The organism is Parabacteroides sp. APC149_11_2_Y6, from assembly GCF_054506995.1.
Genome location: NZ_CP173709.1, coordinates 1,396,196 through 1,418,897 on the forward strand (window position 1 = coordinate 1,396,196; position 22,702 = coordinate 1,418,897).

A 22,702-nucleotide genomic window follows, 5' to 3' on the forward strand; every position below is an offset into this window, starting at 1 on the left:
CCCTTATCATAAACAAAATAACAGGTAATTTGGTTTTCTGCATAATGTAACGATTTGGCAGATTTATCATTTTGCTTGGTTTTCAGAACAAATTAAAATGTTTTAATGCTTCAAAGTCTTTCGTAAGATGTTAAAATTCTTATCTTTGTAGACAAACGTAAATAATAGAGATTATAACCCTCTTAAACTTATTGCTTATGATTAGAAGATTACTTTCGTATGATAATTCCCAGTTACTCAAAGTTTTTAACCTCGATTTCCCACAATTAGCGATTATGGCGGAAGAAAGTGAGAATGCAGAGCTTTTTGGAGAAGCTTTACGTTCTTATGTATCATCCCGCAGCCGCGAGAATGGTGAAGGCGACAATACAGGGAATACCGCTGCGAAATGTATTCTTCAATTGATTGAGTATAACAATACGACAGTTTCCGAACTGTCTACCGGGGAAGATATGCCGATAGGAACAATCACTTATTTATGGAAGTTCCTTACCGGAAAGCTTACGGACGACGTTTCTCCGGATTTGTTCATCGATTTGTACAAACAAGTTGAATTACTGGAAAAACCGGTGGAGATAATACCGGACCGTACTGTACTGAAGCGACAAATGAACCGTTGGCCTACCGGATTGGACGAAGAAGTTATAGCGATACGGACATTCAACAAAGAACGTATTGTTTCGGGATTAATCCGTAAAATAGAACGCCGGCATGCACCTTCTTCCAGATATCAGTTTACACCGGAAATGTCGTATGAAGAAAAATACTTTAAGGTAAAAGAGTGGTGGGAAACTGCGCGTTTCCATTTGGCTATGGCAATCAAAAGCCCTACGGAATTAAATTATTTCCTGGGTGGTTCTTTGTCGGAAGAGATGATGGATTTATTGATGCAGGCAAAGAAAAAAGGGATGCCTTTCTTTGTAACCCCTTATTATTTGTCTTTGTTGAACACAAATTCCGTAGGATATGATGATTCGGCAATCCGCTCTTATATCCTGTATTCAAATGAGTTGGTAGAGACATACGGCACGATTAAGGCTTGGGAGAAGGAAGATATTGTTGTTCCGGGGCATCCGAATGCTGCCGGTTGGTTATTACCGGACGGACATAATATCCATCGCCGTTACCCGGAAGTCGCTATTTTGATACCTGACTCCATGGGACGTGCTTGTGGAGGTTTATGTGCCTCTTGCCAACGTATGTATGATTTCCAGAGCGAGCATCTGAATTTCGATTTTGAAGCATTGAAACCGAAAGAATCCTGGGATAAGAAGCTTCGCCGTCTGATGCGGTATTTTGAAGAAGATGCCCAGTTAAGGGACATTTTGATAACCGGTGGAGATGCGTTGATGAGCCAGAATGCAACTTTACGTAATATATTGGATGCCGTGTATAAGATGGCAGTGCGTAAACGGAAAGCAAACGAGAATCGTCCCGATGGGGAAAAATATGCCGAATTGCAACGGGTTCGTTTAGGTTCGCGACTGCCTGCATATCTGCCGCTTCGTGTAACGGATGAATTGATAAATATCCTTCGGGAATTTAAAGAAAAAGCCTCTTTGGTAGGGGTTACCCAATTTATCGTACAAACCCATTTCCAATCTCCGTTGGAAGTTACGCCGGAAGCTAAACGGGCTATTGAAGCTATTCTTTCGGCAGGTTGGACTGTTACCAATCAGTTGGTATATAATGTGGCTGCTTCCCGTCGTGGACATACTGCCAAATTAAGGAAGGTGCTAAATTCAATAGGTGTGATTTGCTATTATACATTCTCTGTAAAAGGATTTAAAGAGAATTATGCTGTCTTTACCCCGAATAGCCGTTCTTTACAGGAGCAGCAGGAAGAAAAAGTATTTGGTGTAGTTCCCAAAAACAAACAGAAAGAATTATACCGTCTGGTTCGTCATGAACGTCCGTTGGGAAAGAAACTGATGAGTTTCTTGAAGGAAAACCAATTGCTGTTTGCTTCCACCGACCGGAATGTCCTGAACCTGCCGGCTATTGGTAAAAGTATGACCTTTACTACAATCGGAATCACTTCGGAAGGAAAACGTGTCCTGAAATTCGAGCATGATACAGGGCGTCATCATAGCCCTATTATTAACCAGATAGGGGAAGTCTATATTGTAGAAAATAAATCCATCACAGCCTACCTGAAGCAATTGCAGGAAATGGGAGAAGATGTGAGGGAATATGCCACAATCTGGCATTATACCGAAGGGGAAACCGAACCCCGTTTCAGCCTGTATGAATATGCCGAATATCCGTTCCACATCACAGAAAAGATGACAAATCTTGAATTGGAAAGCGACTAAAAGTGTATCTTTGTTTCGCTAAACCAAGATGAGATGATACAAAACGAACGAGAAATACGACATGAGCATGTGTTACAGGCTGTTCGTCAAATGATGACGGCTGCACGTACTGCTCCGAAAGGAAAAGGCATCGACATTATAGAGATGGCGATGGTTACGGATAACGATATCCGCCTGCTCTCCGAAAAGCTGGTTGAAATGGCTGGCGAAACAGGATTGAAATTCTTTTTACGTGATGCCGATAATATTTTGCAGGCGGAAGCCATCCTGATTATCGGCACGCGTCAGCAAGTACAAGGATTGAATTGTGCCCATTGCGGGTTTGCCACTTGCGTGGAGAAGCCGCAGGAAGTTCCCTGTGCCATTAATTCCGTCGATTTGGGTATTGCTATCGGTTCTGCCTGTGCTACGGCTTCCGATTTGCGGTTGGATACCCGGGTTATGTTTAGTGCCGGACTTGCAGCCCAGAATTTGGGTTGGTTGGGAGAATGCAAATCTGTCATGGCGATTCCGGTAAGTGCCTCATCTAAAAATCCTTTCTTTGACCGTAAACCGAAAGAACAGAAATCATGATAAAGTTTAATAATAAGCTGGAACTTCGTTATTATTTTAACGATAAATCCAACTATATGGATGCAATGGTAAAGCATCGTTGCGAGAAAGAAGTGCTTGCCATGATACGTACCCTGGCAGATATGCTGGATGTGAAGATGACCGTTCACAGTGAACCATACGGACAAGAAGGTTTTAAGGAGATATGGGCGGTGGCAGGCGAAAGTACCCGTTCCATTTCTATCGTATTGAATCTGTTTATGCAGGTATTTACCCGCCAGTCTTTGTTATTGGGTGGACAGCCTGTGGCAGACCGTACAGCGGCGGACGAGGAAAAGATGCAGAAAGAAATAGCATTGTTGCGCCGTAACCTGAAACTGAAATCTCCGGATGCGCTTATTCCCCGTGAGCTGATAGAACTGCTTAGCTCTATGCCCAAGTTCTGTAAATATAAATCAAATTTCTATGAAGCATTGCGCGGCTATCCGAAAGTGACGAAGATAACCTGTCGCGAGCTGAATGAAAATAACCGTAGCCGTTCCGGTTCCCTGGAAGTAAAGCGGGAGCAGTTTGATTATTATATCCTCCGTTCGGATGATTTACCCCCTGTAAAAGATAATAAAGCAACGATTGAAATCATCTCTCCGGTATTGAAAGACAGCCGCTACCGTTGGAAAGGCATCTATAATAAAGGAGGAGAGACTATCGATTTCTATATGAACGATGAGGATTTCAAGAAACAGATGTTCGATGAAAAGGTATCCTTTACAAGTGGCATGTGTATCGACTGTGTATTGGAGATAGAACGTAAACTAAGCGAATTGGGTGAAACGGTCAACGTAAGTTATACGGTGAAGACCGTTATCCGTACCCGTTTCGATAAAATGGAAATCATTACTCCGCAAGGAAAGCGCCATTTGCGTAAACTGGAAGCGGAAAAGAAACAGCTTACCCTCGATTTGTTCGGGTAAGGCGTATGGAAATAAGATAATATGGCGAAAACGAAAACAGTTTATGTCTGCTCCAACTGCGGGGCGGACTCTCCCAAATGGATTGGCAAATGTCCGAGTTGCGGCGAGTGGAACACCTATGTGGAAGAAGTGGTAGCTAAAGAATCCGCATCCAAACGTCCTGTTGTTTCCGGCTTGGCGGACAGGAACACTAAAGTGCGCCCTGTCCTGCTGCGTGATATTACTTCGGAAGAAGAAGCACGTATCGATTTGCAGGATAACGAACTGAACCGTGTATTGGGAGGCGGACTGGTGAAAGGTTCGCTGGTTCTGATAGGTGGGGAGCCGGGTATCGGTAAATCCACGCTGGTATTGCAAACTGTTCTGGGACTGAATAACCTGAAAACGCTCTATGTGTCAGGTGAAGAAAGCAGCCGCCAGCTTAAATTGCGTGCCGACCGTTTGACACATCAGAACCCGAACTGTTTTATTTTGTGCGAAACCAATCTGGAACAGATATTCGTACAGGCTCAGAACGTACAGCCGGATTTGCTTATTATCGATTCTATCCAGACTATATTTACGGAAATAGTGGAATCATCTCCCGGAAGCGTATCGCAGGTAAGGGAGTGTAGTGCCGCTATCCTGAAGTATGCGAAAGAGACGGGAACCCCGGTTCTCCTAATCGGGCATATCAATAAAGAAGGCAGTATCGCGGGGCCGAAAGTGCTCGAACATATTGTCGATACCGTTCTACAGTTTGAGGGCGACCAACATTATATGTACCGTATCCTCCGCAGTATCAAGAACCGTTTCGGGAGTACAGCGGAATTAGGTATTTACGAGATGCGCCAGGACGGTCTTCGGGAAGTGAGCAATCCATCGGAACTTTTGCTGACTCAAAACCATGAAGGGCTGAGTGGTGTGGCAATTGCCGCAGCAATCGAAGGTATCCGCCCGTTTCTTATCGAGACGCAGGCGTTGGTCAGTTCGGCTGTTTATGGAACTCCGCAACGTAGCGCTACGGGTTTCGACCTGCGGAGGATGAATATGTTATTGGCTGTCCTTGAAAAGCGTGCAGGCTTCAAACTCATCCAGAAGGACGTCTTTCTGAATATTGCCGGAGGGTTAAAAGTAAACGACCCGGCTATCGACCTTGCCGTAATCAGTGCGGTGCTTTCATCCAGTCTGGATATAAGTATCGAGCCGGGTATCAGTATGTGCGGCGAAGTAGGGCTTTCCGGCGAAATCCGTCCTGTAAACCGTATCGAACAGCGCATTCTTGAAGCAGAAAAACTGGGATTTTCCCGTATTATTATCCCTCATAACAATCTGAAAGGTTTCGACCCGGCTAAATGTAAAATACAAATCGTACAGGTAAAGAAAGTGGAAGAAGCCTTCCGCCATTTGTTCGGTTAAATCATTCTCCAAATTATTATTTTCCATGATACAAGAATTACAACTTCGTGTTCTCCCGGAAGAAGCAGCAAACGAACAGTCTTTGAAACAAGTTGCCGCCCGTGAAACCGGTACGCCTCTTCAACACATCCATGCTGTCCGTCTGTTGAAACGTTCGATAGATGCCCGCCAGCGGACTATTTATGTAAATGTGAAACTGCGTGTTTTTATTGACGAGATACCGGAAGAGGCTGAATATACATCCGTGGAATACAAGGATGTGTCGGGAGGGAAACCGGTTGTAGTCGTTGGTGCCGGACCCGGTGGGCTTTTTGCCGCTTTGCGTCTGATAGAACTGGGGCTTCGTCCTGTTGTTATCGAACGGGGTAAAAATGTGCGCGAACGAAAGAAAGATATCGCCCTGATTAGTCGCGAACATAAAGTGGACAGTGAGTCGAATTACAGTTTCGGGGAAGGGGGAGCCGGAGCTTATTCCGATGGAAAGTTATATACCCGTAGTAAGAAACGGGGTTCTGTAGATAAAATATTAAATGTATTCTGCCAGCACGGTGCCAGTACATCCATTCTGATAGATGCCCATCCGCATATCGGTACGGATAAGTTACCCCGTGTAATCGAGAATATCCGCGAACAGATTATTCGTTGTGGGGGAGAAGTGCATTTCGAAACCCGCATGGATGCTCTGATTATAAAGAATGAAGAAGCAATCGGTGTTGAAACAAATACCGGAAAGACGTTTTATGGTCCGGTTATCCTTGCTACCGGGCATTCGGCACGCGATATATACCGTTACCTGTATCAGCAACAAATTCCGGTCGAAGCGAAAGGGATAGCAGTGGGTGTCCGTCTGGAACATCCCCAGGAGCTTATCGACCAGATACAATATCATCGTCGCGAAGGACGGGGCAAATATCTTCCTGCTGCCGAATATAGTTTCGTAACGCAGGCTGCTGGACGCGGGGTGTATTCTTTCTGCATGTGTCCCGGTGGTTTTGTTGTTCCTGCGGCAAGCGGACCGAAACAAGTGGTGGTGAACGGTATGTCTCCTTCCAACCGTGGTTCCCGTTGGGCTAATTCGGGTATGGTTGTGGAGATACGTCCGGAGGATTTCCCTTCTCTGTTGGAACATGAAGTATTGAAAACCGAGACAGGCGAACCTGTAAATGCCGATTCGCCATTGGCATTAATGGCTTTTCAGGAACGATTGGAAGAGTTGTGTTGGTTGAATGGAAATATGCGTCAAACAGCACCGGCACAGCGGATGGCTGACTTTATCAATAAAAAGAACTCTTTCGATTTGCCCGAATCTTCCTATACTCCGGGCTTGTTGGCTTCCCCTTTGCATTTTTGGATGCCCGGGTTTGTTACCGGTCGTTTGCGTGAAGGCTTCCGCTATTTCGGCAAAGTGTCCAAAGGTTTCCTGACGAATGAGGCGCTTATGATTGGAGTTGAAACCCGTACCTCTTCGCCGGTTCGCATCTTGCGTGATAAAGAGAGCTTACAGCATATTACGATTAAAGGACTTTTTCCCTGTGGCGAAGGAGCCGGTTATGCAGGCGGCATAGTGTCTGCCGCTATTGATGGCGAGCGCTGTGCGGAGAGTGTGGCGGCGATGATTCGATAAGAAAAGATGAAAAACCTGCTTTGCAGGATGTCGTTTTTTGTCTTGTTTACATAACACTTTGATGAAATAAAGCCTTTTTCGCTAACTTGTATATGGAAAGAAAATCTCTTTTCAGGAAGATTTCGGCAGTTTTTCATGACAAAAACGGACAATTTTACCACTATCCGGAACCTAATTCCCACTATTCGAAGGATATTTCCAGTTATCTGTACAGATAATCCCAACTGTCTGCGCAGATAAATATAGCTGTTTGCGCATATAAAACATGTATATTTTGACTTCAAAGCATATATGTTTCGATTTCAAACCATATATGCTTTGTTTTTGAAGGTTTCCGGATAGAGATGCGACTCTATAATGATAAAAAAAACGAACCTGATGCATATGGCAAATAGATTGTTCTATCTAAAAAAAACATAACAATATGATTGGACGCTGATGACGCGGAAAATGCGGATTAATACGAATAATGTATTTCTTAATCCGCGTTTTCCGCGTCATCAGCGTCTAATAAATTAATTCCGCCTCCTATCAATTAGCTATTATTCAGTCATTATCGGCAACAAACTGATAAACCTTAACCTCGCGAGAGTCGCATATTTGGAACCTCTTTTGGATATTGCTCCGACAGGTAATGTATGAACAGGGTATATTATCAATTTGACAAAAAGAAAACTGCCACTTCACATATGAAAATAGTATTGCCTATTTATAGTCTTCCAATTTTTCCCGAATGTCATCTTCTGATGGGAGTATATTTTTATCTATAGGGATTAGATTCTTTAATTCATACTTAGATATGCTTATTGGTTCATGGCTTTTTTCTACAGTCCATTGAGCTACTAGATCATTTTTTTCTTTACAAATAAGTAGGCCAATAGTTTCATTATCTTCCTTTTCTTTTATTAAATGATTGACTGCTGAACAATAAAAGTTAAGTTTGCTGACAAATTCTGGCTCGAATTTTACAACTTTCAACTCTATAACAATATATCTGCGCAGTTTTATATGATAGAATAACAGGTCGCAGAAGTATTCGTCCCCGTTCACTTCCAGCCGGACTTGTCTACCGACAAAAGCAAAACCATTACCGAGCTCAAGTAAAAAACGGGAAATATTTTCTTCCAAGGCGATTTGCAATTCCCGTTCTTTATAGTCTTCATGTAGAGCTAAGAAATCAAAGTTATATGGGTCTTTCAATATCTCTTTGGCGTAGTCACTATGAACATCTGGTAATGTCTGCTGAAAATTATTAATTGATTTACCTTGGGACTCGTATAGTTTGGTATCTATCATATTGAGTAAAACGGCTCTGCTCCAACCATTCTCTAAAATCTTTTGTATATAAAAGAATGATTTTTCTAAATTCCATTTTTTATCTAATATGTAGCGGATATGTCCCCAAGGGATACGACAAACAGAGTCTTTTATAATTTGTGCCACAGTTTGTGGCGTAATTGACATTTGGGGGGCGAGCTGCAATTTAGCCACAAGCTGTGGCGTAAATGTATCTATCTGGGAAAAAGTAGAATACATTTGTACCATATATTGAAGATTTCTTACAGAAAAGCCCCTCATATTAGGGAAAGAGGTAGATAAATCATGGCTCATGCGTTTGTATAATCCACTGCCCCAAACAACGTTTGCTTTCCGCTTAATTATATCTTCTCCTATAAACCAGTATAAACGAATCATTTCTTCATTTACACTAATTGCTGCCTTCAATTGCATTTGTCCGACCTTTCGTTTTAAATCGGTAAGCCATTGAATATACTCTTTCTCTAATACGATATTATTAGCCATATGTAGAATTTTAGATGTATAGTTGTTATCTAATTATGGCGAATTCGACATAATTAAGATGTTTTGGTTGTAGCGCAAAGATAGTAATACCTTATTTATATTTATGAATTAACCGGTATTATCTTGATTCTTCCGCTTTCCACCACGAACCGTTCGTCATGGTCGGCAAGAAACCGGATTGCGGTAATGCATTTTTCCATAGGGAAAGGGAGTGCCCCTGTTACTTCTTTAATGTCTTTTGCCTCATCCGTCAGGTTTGCCAATAGCGCGTCGCGAATTGCGTTAAAGTCTTTGTTGCTTAGTCCTGAATCATTTTTGGCAAGACAAGTATCGCAACATCCGCAATCTTCCGCATCCTTTTCTCCAAAATAGGTGACAAGCATACGGCTGCGGCATAACCTTTCCTCATTGATGTAATTCAGGACACAGGTAATCCGTTTTTCAAAACGCTCTTTCCGTTCTTCATACGCAGAGCGGGGGATGACAACATATTTAGTCTCTTCTCGGGTTCGCCTGTAGATGATGAGCGGTGTTTTCTTTTGGGGAATATAATTTACTATCCGGAATTTAGATAAACCTGTCAGAATATCGTATAGCTCCTGTTGGCTGATGCCAGCGCGTGTAGCAATAACCCCTTCATTTATATACACATAATCGGCAAACAGTCCGGTATAGGAACGAAGGATAACCTGTATAACTTCATCCGTTTTTTTATCCTGATTCCTGTAACGGTACAATTCGTCGCGGGTAGCATTAAACATCAGGCGTGAGGCATTATCCTGCTCTTCCGTATATTCAATGTAACCCGCCAATTCCAGAATCTTAAGGGCGTGATGCGCTTGTAAGAGCGAGAATTTATAGGCCGAACAGAAATCTGCCAATGAAAAATCGTGAACCGTATCCAGTCCGAATCCTACCGCTATCTGATAATAGTTGCCCAACGCCTCGTATACACGTTTGATAAAGTCTTTATCCGGGAACTCATCGGAAAGCCGCTTTTTAAGTTTCGTGCAATCCCCGTCCGAGCAGAGAGCTACGGCATAGGCTTTTTGTTCATCCCTTCCCGCACGTCCTGCCTCCTGATAATATTCTTCCAGTGATCCCGGCATATCGATATGGACAACCAGACGTACATCCGGTTTATCTATACCCATCCCAAAAGCATTGGTGGAAACAATCACACGGCATTCGTTTTCTTTCCAGCGTTTTTGGCGAAGACTCTTTTCCTCACGGTTCAGCCCGGCATGGAAATAATCTGCCGAAATACCCGCCTGTTGAAGAGCCAAAGCTATTTCCTTTGTGCGTTTCCGGTTGCGGACATATACGATAGCCGTACCGGGAACTTTTCCCAGGATATAAGTCAGCGTTTCTATTTTATCTTCCGTATGCCGTACGATGTAAGCGAGATTCTTACGTATAAAACTTTTCTTGAAAACATTCTTTTCTTTGAAATGCAATCGTTCCTGTATATCATCCACCACTTCCTGTGTAGCAGTAGCGGTAAGAGCCAGTACGGGAATGCCGGGCAGTTGTTCCCGGATATCGGCAATGCTGAAATAGGAGGGACGGAAGTCGTACCCCCATTGCGAAATACAATGGCTCTCGTCTACTACCAGCAGGCAGACGTTCATTGCTTGCAGTTTAGTCTGGAATATCTCTGTGCCTAATCGCTCCGGCGATACATACAGGAATTTGTAATTACCGAAGATGCAGTTTTCAAGCTGGGTGATAATCTCCTGCCTGCCCATCCCGGAATATACAGCCGTCGCTTTAATGCCAAGACGACGCAAGTTATCCACCTGGTCGCGCATTAAAGCAATCAAAGGGGTAACGACAATGCAAATACCCTCCATCGACAATGCCGGAACCTGGAAGGTAATGGATTTACCTCCGCCTGTAGGCATAAGTCCGAGCGTATCCTTCCCGGCGCAGACAGAATGAATAATGTCTTCCTGCAAGGGGCGAAAAGCCGGGTATCCCCAATACTTTTCTAATATCTCATGATAGATATCCACTTTTGTCCTTCACATCTCTTCTTCTTTAATATCCTTAATCATCAATTGGATGGAAGTATTCCCGTTGTAGGTATTCTCCTCGATGGTGTAGCAGATATTAAAGGGTTTCATAGTTTTAATATGTGTATTATGCTTGTGCATGCCGAAGGCGATGCCATGAATAGGCGTATTCGACTTGTCGTCTATCATTTCCAGTTTGATGTGTTCCAAGTCTTTGCCTACCAATTTGCTGGTACCATAGTCTTTAACTCCTAATGAACAGAAGATGGGTTTTTGGTTATCCGGTCCGAAAGGACTCATTTTCTTCAGTTCGTTTACAAATTTGGAATTGATGTCCTGAAGGTCCAATATCGCGTCGATATCGATTTGTGGAGTCATTTGTTCTGGGATGATTTCGTCGGCAGCCAGTTTGAGGAAACGGTCGATAAAGGCATCCAGGTTTTCTTCTTTCAGGGATAATCCGGCTGCATAGGTATGTCCACCGAAGTTCTCCAGCAGGTCCCGGCAATTTTCAATCGCTTTGTATATGTCAAAGCCGGTGATGGAGCGTGCCGAGCCGGTAATCAGTTCGGACGATTTGGTCAGTACCACTGCCGGACGGTAATATTTCTCTGTCAGTCGGGAAGCGACGATGCCGATAACGCCTTTATGCCAGCCTTGGTTGTACACCACAATGGCTTTACGGTCTTCCATGTTTTCAAATTCATCGATGATGGCATTGGCTTCGTCGGTAATCTTCTTATCCAGTTCGCGGCGTTCGTCGTTGTACTGGTTGATGCTTTCGCTCTTTTCACGTGCTACATCCACATCCTTGGCAAGCAACAATTCAACCGCTTCTTTTCCGTTCATCATACGTCCGGAAGCATTGATACGGGGACCTATCTTGAATACGATATCACTGATGGTAATCTCTTTTCCCGTCAGCCCGCAAATATCGATGATACCTTTTAAGCCCAGGCTCGGATTACTGTTCAGTTGTTTAAGCCCGTAATGGGCGAGGATACGGTTTTCACCCGTAATCGGTACAATATCCGACGCAATGCTGACAGCTGTCAGGTCAAGCAGCTTTTCCAAATCGGAAAATGGGAAGTTATTGCTTTTGGCAAACGCTTGCATAAACTTGAAGCCGACTCCGCAACCCGATAAATGTTCATACGGATATTTCGAATCTGTACGTTTGGCATCCAGTACGGCTACGGCCGCCGGCAACGTATCATCCGGCATATGGTGGTCGCAAATAATAAAGTCGATACCTAACTCTTTGGCATACTCAATCTTTTCGATTGCTTTGATGCCACAGTCCAGCGAGATAATCAACGTGATGCCATTTTCTTTTGCATAGTTAATGCCTTTGTAAGAAATGCCATATCCTTCATCATACCGGTCCGGAATGTAATAATCCAGTGTGGATGAATAAGGGCGCAGATACTTGAAAACCAATGAAACGGCTGTAGTCCCGTCTACATCGTAGTCGCCATACACCAAAATCTTTTCTTTATTACCCAAGGCTCTGTTTAGCCGCTGGACCGCCTTGTCCATATCCGGCATAAGGAACGGATCGTGCAGGTCGTTCAGATTGGGTTTAAAGAATTTCTTAACCTCTTCTACAGAAGTAAGTCCTCTTTGAACAAGCAAAAGACAGATAACCGGACTTAATCCCAGTCCGGCAACCAGCTCATCTCTTTTATGTAACTCTTCTTTTGTAGGGGTTTGAAAGTTCCATTTGTTTGTCATTATATATTGTTTTTTTCTTTTTTATCTCTCTCGGGATGAGATGTGCCATAAATAATTACATTCATAACCTCATAATCATGTAACCGATAACCTTAAAATCCGTAAGCATTATGTGATACGGCACTCTCATTTCAATCCGTAAAGTTAGAAATTATAAATGGATATTCAACTATGAAATATATATGTTTATTCTAATTATTATACGTTTTCGTCTCCTCACAATTTCAAATTCTTTCTGTTTTCTTATTTAAATCCATGAATGATTTGTACATTTGCCTCGTTATTGGAAAACAAATGATAGAAGATATTAAAAAAGCTTGTGAAGTCCTCCGTGCCGGGGGATTGATACTTTATCCCACTGATACAATTTGGGGGATAGGTTGTGATGCGACTAACGAAGAAGCTGTAAAGAAGGTGTACGAGTTGAAGAAGCGGTCGGATAATAAAGCGATGCTGGTTCTAACCGATTCACCGGTTAAACTGGAAACTTATGTTTCTGAAATTCCGGATATCGCATGGGACTTGATTGAAGTGGCAGATAAACCTCTTACCATTATCTATTCCAATGCGAAGAATCTGGCAAATAACTTGTTAGGTGAAGATGGCAGTGTAGGCATACGGGTTACAAACGAAGAGTTTTCCCGTAGACTGTGCGAATCATTCCGCAAGCCTTTGGTTTCTACATCTGCTAATGTGAGTGGTGAACCTTCTCCTGCGAACTTCTCGGAAATATCGGAAGAAGTTAAAAATGGAGTGGATTATATAGTCGGATACCGTCAGGACGATATGCAGAAGGCAAGCCCTTCCAATATTATTAAGTTGGGTGCCGGAGGACTGGTGCAGATTATCAGATAGCGATTTCTGTTTGGGTTGACAGTTGACATTTGATAGTTGACAGTTAAAAACAGGTTGTAGGAAGTGGATTTTACAACCGGATAAGGTATAAAAAGAAAGAATGGCGAAGGAAGGTTTATTTTATAGGCTCCTGCTGTGGCGGGACAAACATATTAAGGAGAGAAATTTCATTTTAATCATCAGTTTTCTGGTGGGAATATGTACGGCAGCCGCCGGTATCATATTGAAACATTTGATTCATCTCATTCAACATTTATTGACAAACAACTTTAACCAGGATGGGGCAAACTATCAGTTGCTGCTTTATCCGGTTATCGGTATTTTATTGGCAGGCTTATTTGTTAAATATATCGTAAGAGATGATATAAGCCATGGGGTAACCAAAATCCTATATGCCATCTCACAGCGTAAAAGCCGTATCAAACCTCATAATACCTGGAGTTCTATTGTAGCAAGTTCCGTAACCATCGGTTTTGGCGGGTCAGTCGGAGCGGAGGCGCCTATTGTTTTGACAGGAGCTGCAATCGGTTCCAATCTGGGACGTCTGTTCAAGATGGAACAGAAAACATTGATGTTGCTGGTTGGTTGTGGTGCAGCCGGGGCGATTGCCGGTATATTTAAGGCTCCTATTGCCGGACTGGTATTTGTGGTGGAAGTTTTGATGTTGGACTTAACGATGACTTCTGTGCTTCCTTTGCTTATATCTTCCGTTACGGCAGCTACTGTTTCCTATGTATTTACAGGAACAGAGGCTATGTTTAAGTTTTCCCAGACCGAAGTATTTGAGATTGCCCGTATCCCCTACGTATTATTATTAGGTGTTTTCTGTGGTCTGGTTTCCCTTTATTTTACGAAAGTAATGAACCGGATAGAAGGTATGTACCGTAATTTGGGTATTTACTGGAAAAAATTTGTAGTGGGTGGTTTAATGCTGAGTATTTTGATATTCCTTTTTCCTCCCCTCTATGGTGAAGGTTACGATACGATTGGTTCATTGTTGAATGGACAATTCGGCCATATAATGGATCAGAGTTTGTTTTATGACTTGAACGGAACGTATTGGGGGGTACAAATATTCCTTGTGCTGATACTTCTTACTAAAGTATTTGCTTCCAGTGCTACGAATGCCGGAGGTGGTTGCGGTGGTATATTTGCACCGAGTTTGTACTTGGGTTGTATCGCCGGTTTTGTGTTTGCTCATGCATCCAACTATTTTCCATTTACGATGTATGTATCGGAAAAGAATTTTGCTTTATTAGGGATGGCAGGGGTGATGTCCGGAGTTATGCACGCTCCGCTTACCGGCGTTTTTCTGATTGCGGAACTTACCGGAGGATATGACTTGTTCCTTCCGTTGATGATCGTATCCATCAGTTCTTATATTACGATCAAAATGTTTTTGCCTCATAGCATTTATTCCATGCGTCTGGCACAAAAAGGAGAGTTACTGACTCACCATAAGGACCGTGCCGTATTGACATTGTTGAATACAGATGCTGTTATCGAGCGGGATTTCCTGACCGTTTCTCCGGACATGTCTTTGGGTGATATGGTAAAGGTTATAGCCAAGAGCGGTCGAAATTCGTTCCCTGTTATTGATGATAAAGGTATTTTGCTGGGAATTGTATTATTAGATAATATCCGGAACATTATGTTCCGTCCGGAGTTATATAACCGGTTCCATGTTTCTAAATTTATGGTATCGGCTCCGGCAAAGGTACAGATTGGTACATCGATGGAGCAGATTATGCGTACTTTCGACGATACGAAAGCATGGAATTTGCCTGTGGTAGATGAAGAGGGCCGCTATGTCGGCTTTATGTCGAAATCGAAGATATTTAATTCATACCGCAAAGTATTGGTAGAAAACTTTTCAGGAGATTAAAGATGATGAAGAAAGAAGATTTGCGAATAGTGTATATGGGAACTCCCGACTTTGCTGTCGAGAGTTTACGTGCCTTGGTAGAAGGTGGTTATAATATTGTAGGTGTCGTAACAATGCCGGATAAGCCGGTGGGACGCCATGGAAGTGTTCTTCAGGCAAGCCCGGTTAAACAATATGCCTTGTCGCAAGGACTTCCGGTTCTTCAGCCGGAGAAGTTGAAGGATGAAACATTCCTTTCCGGCCTTCGTGCCCTGAATGCCGATTTGCAAATTGTTGTAGCTTTCCGTATGTTACCGGAGGTTGTATGGAATATGCCTCGTTTGGGAACATTTAATTTGCATGCCTCTTTATTGCCTCAATACCGAGGTGCTGCTCCTATCAATTGGGCTGTTATCAATGGCGATACGGAAACCGGAGCTACCACCTTTTTCCTTACACATGAAATCGATACAGGTAAAATAATCCGTCAAAAGCATCTTCCTATAGCGGATACGGATGATGTGGAAAAAGTGCATGATGCCTTGATGGAAATGGGCGCCGGTTTGGTTCTTGAAACTGTCGATTTATTATTGGAAGGTAAAACCGATGCCATTCCTCAGGAAGAGTTTTATAAAGATCCTTCCGAACTTCGTCCTGCTCCGAAGATATTTAAGGATACCTGCCGTATCAACTGGAATCAGCCGGTTAAACGTATCTACGATTTTATTCGTGGTTTGTCTCCATATCCTGCAGCATGGACAGAGCTTGTTTCTCCGGAGGGAACCCGCTCTGTTTTAAAAATATATCAATCCGAGAAACGTATGGCGGCTCATGACAAGCCTGTAGGTACAATTTTGACAGATAAGAAAAGCTATATAGATGTAGCTGTAGAAGACGGTTTTTTACGCTTGTTGTCTGTACAGTTGGCAGGAAAGAAGCGACTAGCCGTAACCGAATTCTTAAATGGTTTCAAGCAAATTGGTGAATATCGGGTAGATTTGTCTAACCAGGGGTAATAAACAGCCTCAATATATTATATTCCCCTTTTTTTGTAGGGAGAGTGTTCCATAGATGGAGTACCCTCCCTTTTTTTGTTATGAAAATCTTTCTCTTTTTTTATGTTTAGCATTATATGTTATTAACGGATAAAGCAGGATGTGAAATAATGTAAGTGTAGATTTGTTTTTTCTTGTACGCATTGTTTTGTAAATCATCCCGTCGATTTTATAAAACTTCCCGTTCTTTTGTATATTTCATCCTTTGGAAAAATACTTTTGATGAATGTCCTTGTTTCTTCTTATAGAGATTGTTCTTCCTTTTTATATATATTGTTTTTTGTGTTTGATAGTTGTCGAAAGAATATTAGATAGGTTACTTTTCTGTGAAACATTCTAAGATATTAAACAAAGCATACTGCAAATATGGTAATTTAAAGGGTAGATGCAAAATGTATTTGGTAAATATTTTGTCGCTGATCTGATTTTAATTAACAAATATAGTCTGTAAAAAATTGGTTATTAGAAAATTAAATTTCTGTTGTTGTAAATTAGCTTAAAATTAGATATTAAAGATTATTCTTTGGATTATAGGGAATTATAATCATTTTGGGCAATTGTTGTGTGTTTTTTATATTGCGATTTGCTGTATATCGGTTGATGTGTATGGAGTATGTTATTTTTAAAAATGACTAAAAAAACGTTCGTTTATTTTAGTCATTGCAAAGGTATGTATTAAAAACCGTAAAACCAAAAGAAAAAATTATACAAATCTGTAACTCTTCAAGTTAGGTACAATGTAATAATCCTATTATTAATGACTTACATGAAATATAAAACGCTAAAATAAACGAACGTTTTTTTAGTCCTCTTTTCACTAGTGCACTTTTGGGAACGAATAAAATAAACGAACGTTTTTTTAGCCGTTGTTTTTCTTCTTGAAAGTGAGAAATCAGTATGTGATTCGTGGTTCCCTTCTTGGGAGTGACGAACCTTTTTGTGAATAAATAACAATACTCTTAGATGGTGAAAATCAGGATTTTATTAGTTTGTACTATTTGTGGTACCCTCAGCATTCATTTGCATCGGCTTTATAGAGAAAATCTCTACTATTTTTTATTAACAGGAGCTGAAAGTTCTGTTGTTTCATATCCAGTCGATTAAACTCTTACTTACGCCTTGTGCCGCTCTTTATATATAGGAGTGGGCTACTTATTTGAAAAAACATGGAAACTCTTCAGATAAACCGATATAACCAGATTATAAAAGTCCTGATTCTACTCGGTGACCTTTTGATTGTTAATTCGTTGTTCTGCCTACTTTTTTCCAGTCTGGGCAAACATTTGGAATTACGCCTCACACTCCCCCAAATACTTTTGATAATCAGCCTTTGTTACCTCGCATTTTTTGTGCGTGGAGGGATCGTTGTGTATAGACGCCGTGTTTATGCCTATCAGATATTAAGGCGTGTTTTTTGTAATGTGTTCTTTTTTTCCGTATTGGTCGGGATAGTGTTGGAGATAGGCAATTTTGCCCATGTGTTTTCCCTTTTTTATCTGGTTTATGTAAGCTCTTTATTCTTGGCAATCAGTGGATATCACCTGTTTTTCCGTTGGCTTATCAAAGAATACAGGCATCTGGGAGGCAACCTTCGCCATGCTGTGTTGGTAGGCAGTACAGATAATAATAAAGAGCTATACCATGAACTGACGGATGATTCTACATCCGGTTATCGTGTACATGGTTATTTTGATTATGAACCGAATACGGATTTTCCGGAAACTTGCCCTTACTTGGGTACACCGGATAAGGTAGAGGTGTATTTATCCAAACATCCGTTTATTGAACAGTTGTATTGTTGCCTTCCGTCACAGGACCGTTCAACGATCATCGCTATTATCGATTATTGCGAGAACCATCTGGTTCATTTTTTCAGTGTCCCGAATGTCCGTAACTATTTGCAGAACCGGATGTACATGACTTTGATAGGCAGCGTCCCGGTACTTAGTTTGCGGCGTGACCCGTTAAGGCATACGGAGAACCGGGTTGTTAAACGTACATTCGACATCCTTTTTTCTGTATTGTTCCTTTGTACGCTGTTCCCTTTTATCTTTTTGTTTGTGTCGATAGGTATCAAACTGACAATGCCCGGTCCGGTATTTTTTCTTCAGAAACGTAATGGTTTGAATGATAAGGAATTTTATTGTATCAAGTTTCGTTCAATGAAAGTAAATCAGGATGCCGATAAACTTCAGTGTACGAAAAACGATCCGCGTAAAACCAAGTTTGGTAATTTTCTTCGCCGTTCGAATTTGGATGAGACTCCGCAGTTTATAAACGTACTGCTGGGTCATATGTCTGTAGTCGGTCCGCGTCCGCATATGGTAAAACATACGGAGGAGTATTCTACCTTAATCGATAAATATATGGTCCGTCATTTTGTAAAACCCGGTATAACAGGGTGGTCTCAGGTGACGGGGTTCCGTGGAGAGACGAAAGAATTATGCCAGATGGAAGGGCGTGTAAAGGGGGATATCTGGTATATCGAGCACTGGAGTTTTTGGTTGGACTTGGTGATTATCTATAAAACGATAGCAAATGCATTTAAAGGAGAAGAAAAAGCATACTGAAAATATATAATAACAAGAGAAGAAAATATGATAATAGCGGTAGATTTCGATGGAACAATAGTGGAACATAAATATCCCGCAATAGGCAGGGAGCTTCCATTTGCCATCGAAACATTAAAGAAATTAAGGGATGACCGTCACAAATTGATATTGTGGACAGTGCGTGAAGGGCGTTTGTTGGAAGAGGCATTGGTCTTTTGCCGTGAACGCGGATTGGAATTTTATGCGGTGAACCGTGATTACCCGGAAGAGGAGAAAGGACAGAACAATCATTTTTCACGAAAACTCAAAGTAGACTTGTTTATAGACGATCGTAATCTGGGTGGACTCCCCGATTGGGGCACTATCTATGAGATGGTCAGTAAGAAATTATCGTATGAGGATTTGATGCGGAAATACGAAGGAGATTATGAACCGGAGAAAGAAAAAGGCTTTTTTGCCCGCTTATTCAAGTAAAGAAAATAAATACGAACAGGAAATTATGAAGATAAAGAAACTACTACTGTTGGGATTGTTTACAGTATTGGTAACCAGCTGTACATCTTATAAAAGTGTCCCTTATCTGCAGAATCCGGAGGTTGTAAATAATTACGGCAAGGAACTTCCGATGTATGATGCAAAGATAATGCCTAAGGACTTATTAAGTATAACCATCAATACAACAGACCCGCAAGCTGCTGCACCATTTAATCTGACAGTACAGACCCCGTTAAATGCAGCTCTTACGAATATTAATACGACAACACAGCCCACTTTACAACAATACCTTGTAAATAATCAGGGAGAGATTGATTTTCCTGTGATAGGTCGATTGCTTGTCGGTGGCTTAACGAAGAACCAGGCGGAAGACCTGATTCGTGAAAAGTTGAAACCTTATTTAAAGGAGACCCCGATAGTAACAGTCCGTTTGTCAAACTATAAAATATCCGTATTGGGAGAGGTAGCCCGTCCGGGCAGTTTTACCGTGAGTAATGAAAAAGTGAATGTCTTGGAGGCATTAGCCATGGCAGGTGATATGACTGTTTATGGAATCCGTGACAATGTGAAATTGATTCGTGAGGATGCGAATGGCAAACGTGAGATTATCAACCTGAATTTGAACGATGCGGACTTTATAATATCTCCGTATTATTGCCTAAAGCAGAATGATATTATTTATGTGACACCGAACAAGACAAAGGCAAAGAACTCCGATATCGGCAACAGTACGACCCTTTGGTTCAGTGCCACATCCATTTTGGTATCCATAGCCAGTTTGTTAGTAACCATATTCAGATAAGTCAAAAGCGAAAAATAAGAGATTATGATTAACGGTCAAAATACAGGAAATGATCAGAATGTAGAGGAAAGTGTAGATCTTTATGCCCTATTTTTTAAATACATGGCTTACTGGCCCTGGTTTGTGGCAAGTGTGCTTATATGTTGTATAGGATGCTATATTTATTTACGTTATCAAGCTCCTGTTTATAATATAACTTCTTCTGTTTTGATTAAGGAGGAAGATAAAAAGGGGGGAGGAAGTAATAATCCAATGTCCGCTATTCAGGATTTGGGGATGTTTTCTATGACGAGTAACTTTGATAATGAAGTGGAAATCTTACGTTCACGTACTTTGATTAAGAAAGTTATTTGTGATTTGGGGTTATATATCAGTATAGCAGAAGACCGTGTGTTTGCTTATAACCTGCCTCTTTATAAAAGTTCTCCCGTTAATGTATATATGTCCCCTGAAGAAGCTGATAAATTGGAAGAAGTTTCTAAAATTTGGATGGAGTATACTAAAGAAGGGAAATTATCAGTAGAAGTGGAATATGTAATTGATGAAGAGGAAGAAACAATAGAGAAAACATTTGATATGCTCCCTGCTATTTTTCCAACTCCGGTTGGTGTATTTAGTTTTACTCAAAATGATTCAGTTCCTGTTTTAGATGATGATATCAATTTAGTAGCTTATGTGGATTCTCCGACCCGAACTGCGGGAGATTACATCGAGAATTTAACAGTAGAACCAACCTCTAAAACAACGACTATCGCAAAACTGAGTTTACAGAATACCGTAAAGGAGCGTGGAATTGATTTTATAAATCGTTTGATAGCCTTTTATAATCAGGATGCGAATGATGAAAAGAACGAGGTTGCCCAAAAGACAGCAGAATTTATAGAAGAACGCATAGGTATCATTAATCAGGAGCTGGGTAGTACGGAGAGTGAATTGGCAGATTTCAAGCAACGTTCAGGCTTAACTGATTTGACGAGTGATGCCCAGATGGCATTACAGGAAAACTCAAAATATGAACGGCAACGTACAGAAAATTCTACGCAGATTAGTTTAGTGAAGTTCTTGCGTGAATACATCAACAATCCTGCGAATGTGGAAGAAGTGATACCAGCGAATGTTGGTTTACAGGATCAGAACCTGACATCTGTTATAGACCAGTATAATACGATGTTGATAGAGCGCAAACGTTTGCTTCGTACTTCATCAGAAAGTAACCCTGCTGTAATTAACCTGAATACGGGAATTGAGGCAATGCGTCATAACGTACAGACAACAGTAAACAGCGTACTGAAAGGACTGCAGATCGCAAAAGCGGATATAGACAGGCAAGCAAATAAATTTGAGGGACGTATCAGTAATGCTCCGAAGCAAGAAAAGGAGTTTATGACAATCTCCCGGCAACAGGAAATAAAGGCAACACTTTATATTATGTTGTTACAGAAACGGGAAGAGAATGCCATCACATTGGCTGCTACTGCAAATAACGGACGTATTATAGAAGAACCTTTACCTGATAAATATCCTGTATCTCCTAAGAAAAAGATATTTATGTTAGCCGCTTTGGTTTTAGGTTTAGGAATCCCTATAGGCATTGTTTATTTGCATGATTTATTAAAATATAAGATAGAAAACCGTGAGGATGTAGAAAAGATAACGGATGTATCTATATTGGGAGAACTTCCTTTAGTGACAAAGATGGAAGAACAAGGTGCTATAGTGATTCGTGAGAATAAGAATGATATGATGGAGGAAACATTCCGTGGTCTTCGTACAAACTTACTTTTTATGTTGGGGAAAGATGAAAAGGTTATTCTTTTTTCATCGACTCAACCGGGTGAAGGAAAATCATTTGTTGCAGGTAATATGGCAGTTAGTTTGGCTTATTTGGGTAAAAAGGTGATAATCGTAGGTATGGATATTCGAAAACCCGGTTTGAATAAAGTTTTTAATTTATCCCGTAAAGTAGAAGGTATTACAAATTACTTAAGTGATCCGGACAATGTCAGTTTATTTGATATGATTCAAAAATCAGATATCAGTAAGAACTTGGATATTTTGCCAGGAGGTCCTATTCCTCCGAATCCTACTGAGTTAGTGGCACGTGATGTGCTTGATAAAGCGATTGATCAGTTAAAAGAACATTATGATTATGTGATTTTGGATACGGCTCCGATTGGAATGGTGACGGATACAGCTATTATAGGTCGTGTAGCGGATATGTGTGTGTATGTTTGTCGTGCAGATGTGACTCCTAAACTTGGATATCAATATATTAATGTGCTTCGTGACCAGAAGAAGTTTAATAAGCTGGCTACGGTTATTAATGGAATAGATTTGACATCTCGAAAGAGTGGATATGGGTATGGCTATGGCCAGAAGTATGGTTATGGGCATAAATATGGCTATGGATATGGTTACGGTAACGAGTGAAAGGGATATAGTAAGAACTGTAAAACTTTATAAAAGAAATGAACTTATGATTGGTAAAATAATAAGAATTGGTGAAGAAATTAGTGCCAATATTAAAATTGACTTTAAAATCGGATTGGCAGTGAAACTTCATTCGAATGATGTATGTAGCTGTGATGGTAGTTTTCATATGGAAGGTAGCTACTAAAATGACAGTTATTTCTGCATAAAAAATATTAAGTTTATTAGGCTAAAAAT

Annotated in this window: 16 protein-coding genes; 13 read left to right on the top strand and 3 right to left on the bottom strand. The window is 41.2% G+C overall.

Annotated features, from left to right (window positions below; genetic code table 11):
- The first annotated feature begins 197 nt into the window (after positions 1-197).
- From ACGE0T_RS05630 to ACGE0T_RS05650, 5 genes are read left to right on the top strand one after another with little or no spacing between them, the layout of a single operon-like run.
- Positions 198-2,315 carry a KamA family radical SAM protein gene (locus ACGE0T_RS05630; protein WP_459189558.1) on the top strand — a complete coding sequence of 706 codons (2,118 nt, stop codon included), beginning with the start codon at positions 198-200 and terminating at the stop codon, positions 2,313-2,315.
- A 33-nt stretch (positions 2,316-2,348) separates the two neighbouring features.
- Positions 2,349-2,888, top strand: coding sequence for a ferredoxin domain-containing protein (locus ACGE0T_RS05635; RefSeq protein ID WP_459189559.1), 540 nt, complete (start codon positions 2,349-2,351; stop codon positions 2,886-2,888).
- Positions 2,885-3,838: a hypothetical protein gene (locus ACGE0T_RS05640; RefSeq protein ID WP_459189560.1), complete on the top strand. Its 954-nt coding sequence runs from the start codon at positions 2,885-2,887 to the stop codon at positions 3,836-3,838. Before ACGE0T_RS05635 ends, ACGE0T_RS05640 begins: the two co-directional genes overlap by 4 nt.
- A 21-nt stretch (positions 3,839-3,859) precedes the next feature.
- Positions 3,860-5,236, top strand: a complete 1,377-nt coding sequence (radA, locus tag ACGE0T_RS05645) for a DNA repair protein RadA (RefSeq protein ID WP_459189561.1) — start codon at positions 3,860-3,862, stop codon at positions 5,234-5,236.
- Between the two features lie 25 nt (positions 5,237-5,261).
- Entirely contained in the window at positions 5,262-6,860 is a 1,599-nt protein-coding gene (locus tag ACGE0T_RS05650) for an NAD(P)/FAD-dependent oxidoreductase (RefSeq protein ID WP_459189562.1), read from the top strand.
- Between the two features lie 705 nt (positions 6,861-7,565).
- Here the strand turns inward: ACGE0T_RS05650 and ACGE0T_RS05655 are convergent.
- The 3 genes from ACGE0T_RS05655 to recJ all read right to left on the bottom strand — a co-directional run bounded on the left by ACGE0T_RS05655 (position 7,566) and on the right by recJ (position 12,412).
- Entirely contained in the window at positions 7,566-8,663 is a 1,098-nt protein-coding gene (locus ACGE0T_RS05655; RefSeq protein ID WP_459189563.1) for a PDDEXK nuclease domain-containing protein, read from the bottom strand.
- A 101-nt stretch (positions 8,664-8,764) separates the two neighbouring features.
- Positions 8,765-10,678: a RecQ family ATP-dependent DNA helicase gene (locus ACGE0T_RS05660; protein ID WP_459189564.1), complete on the bottom strand. Its 1,914-nt coding sequence runs from the start codon at positions 10,676-10,678 to the stop codon at positions 8,765-8,767.
- A 9-nt stretch (positions 10,679-10,687) separates the two neighbouring features.
- Positions 10,688-12,412, bottom strand: coding sequence for a single-stranded-DNA-specific exonuclease RecJ (gene recJ / locus ACGE0T_RS05665; protein ID WP_459189565.1), 1,725 nt, complete (start codon positions 12,410-12,412; stop codon positions 10,688-10,690).
- A gap of 294 nt (positions 12,413-12,706) precedes the next feature.
- On the opposite strand from recJ, the gene ACGE0T_RS05670 reads away from it, so the two are divergent.
- The 8 genes from ACGE0T_RS05670 to ACGE0T_RS05705 all read left to right on the top strand — a co-directional run bounded on the left by ACGE0T_RS05670 (position 12,707) and on the right by ACGE0T_RS05705 (position 22,652).
- On the top strand, positions 12,707-13,267 hold the full coding sequence (locus tag ACGE0T_RS05670) for an L-threonylcarbamoyladenylate synthase (protein WP_459190422.1): 561 nt from the start codon (positions 12,707-12,709) through the stop codon (positions 13,265-13,267).
- 100 nt (positions 13,268-13,367) lie between these two features.
- Positions 13,368-15,152, top strand: a complete 1,785-nt coding sequence (locus tag ACGE0T_RS05675; RefSeq protein ID WP_459189566.1) for a chloride channel protein — start codon at positions 13,368-13,370, stop codon at positions 15,150-15,152.
- Positions 15,153-15,157: 5 nt separating this feature from the next.
- Positions 15,158-16,147, top strand: coding sequence for a methionyl-tRNA formyltransferase (gene fmt / locus ACGE0T_RS05680; RefSeq protein WP_459190423.1), 990 nt, complete (start codon positions 15,158-15,160; stop codon positions 16,145-16,147).
- A 1,205-nt stretch (positions 16,148-17,352) separates the two neighbouring features.
- A complete protein-coding gene (locus ACGE0T_RS05685; RefSeq protein ID WP_459189567.1) occupies positions 17,353-18,756 on the top strand; it encodes an undecaprenyl-phosphate glucose phosphotransferase in 1,404 nt (467 codons plus the stop codon).
- Positions 18,757-18,783: 27 nt separating this feature from the next.
- Positions 18,784-19,212 (top strand): BT0820 family HAD-type phosphatase, encoded by a 429-nt coding sequence (locus ACGE0T_RS05690; protein ID WP_459189568.1) that lies wholly within the window; start codon positions 18,784-18,786, stop codon positions 19,210-19,212.
- A 25-nt stretch (positions 19,213-19,237) separates the two neighbouring features.
- Complete coding sequence (locus tag ACGE0T_RS05695) at positions 19,238-20,035, top strand: polysaccharide biosynthesis/export family protein (RefSeq protein ID WP_459190424.1); 798 nt, start codon at positions 19,238-19,240, stop codon at positions 20,033-20,035.
- Between the two features lie 24 nt (positions 20,036-20,059).
- Entirely contained in the window at positions 20,060-22,465 is a 2,406-nt protein-coding gene (locus ACGE0T_RS05700; RefSeq protein WP_459189569.1) for a GumC family protein, read from the top strand.
- Positions 22,446-22,652 (top strand): hypothetical protein, encoded by a 207-nt coding sequence (locus ACGE0T_RS05705; RefSeq protein WP_459189570.1) that lies wholly within the window; start codon positions 22,446-22,448, stop codon positions 22,650-22,652. The genes ACGE0T_RS05700 and ACGE0T_RS05705 overlap by 20 nt, the downstream gene beginning before the upstream one ends.
- Positions 22,653-22,702: the final 50 nt, after the last annotated feature.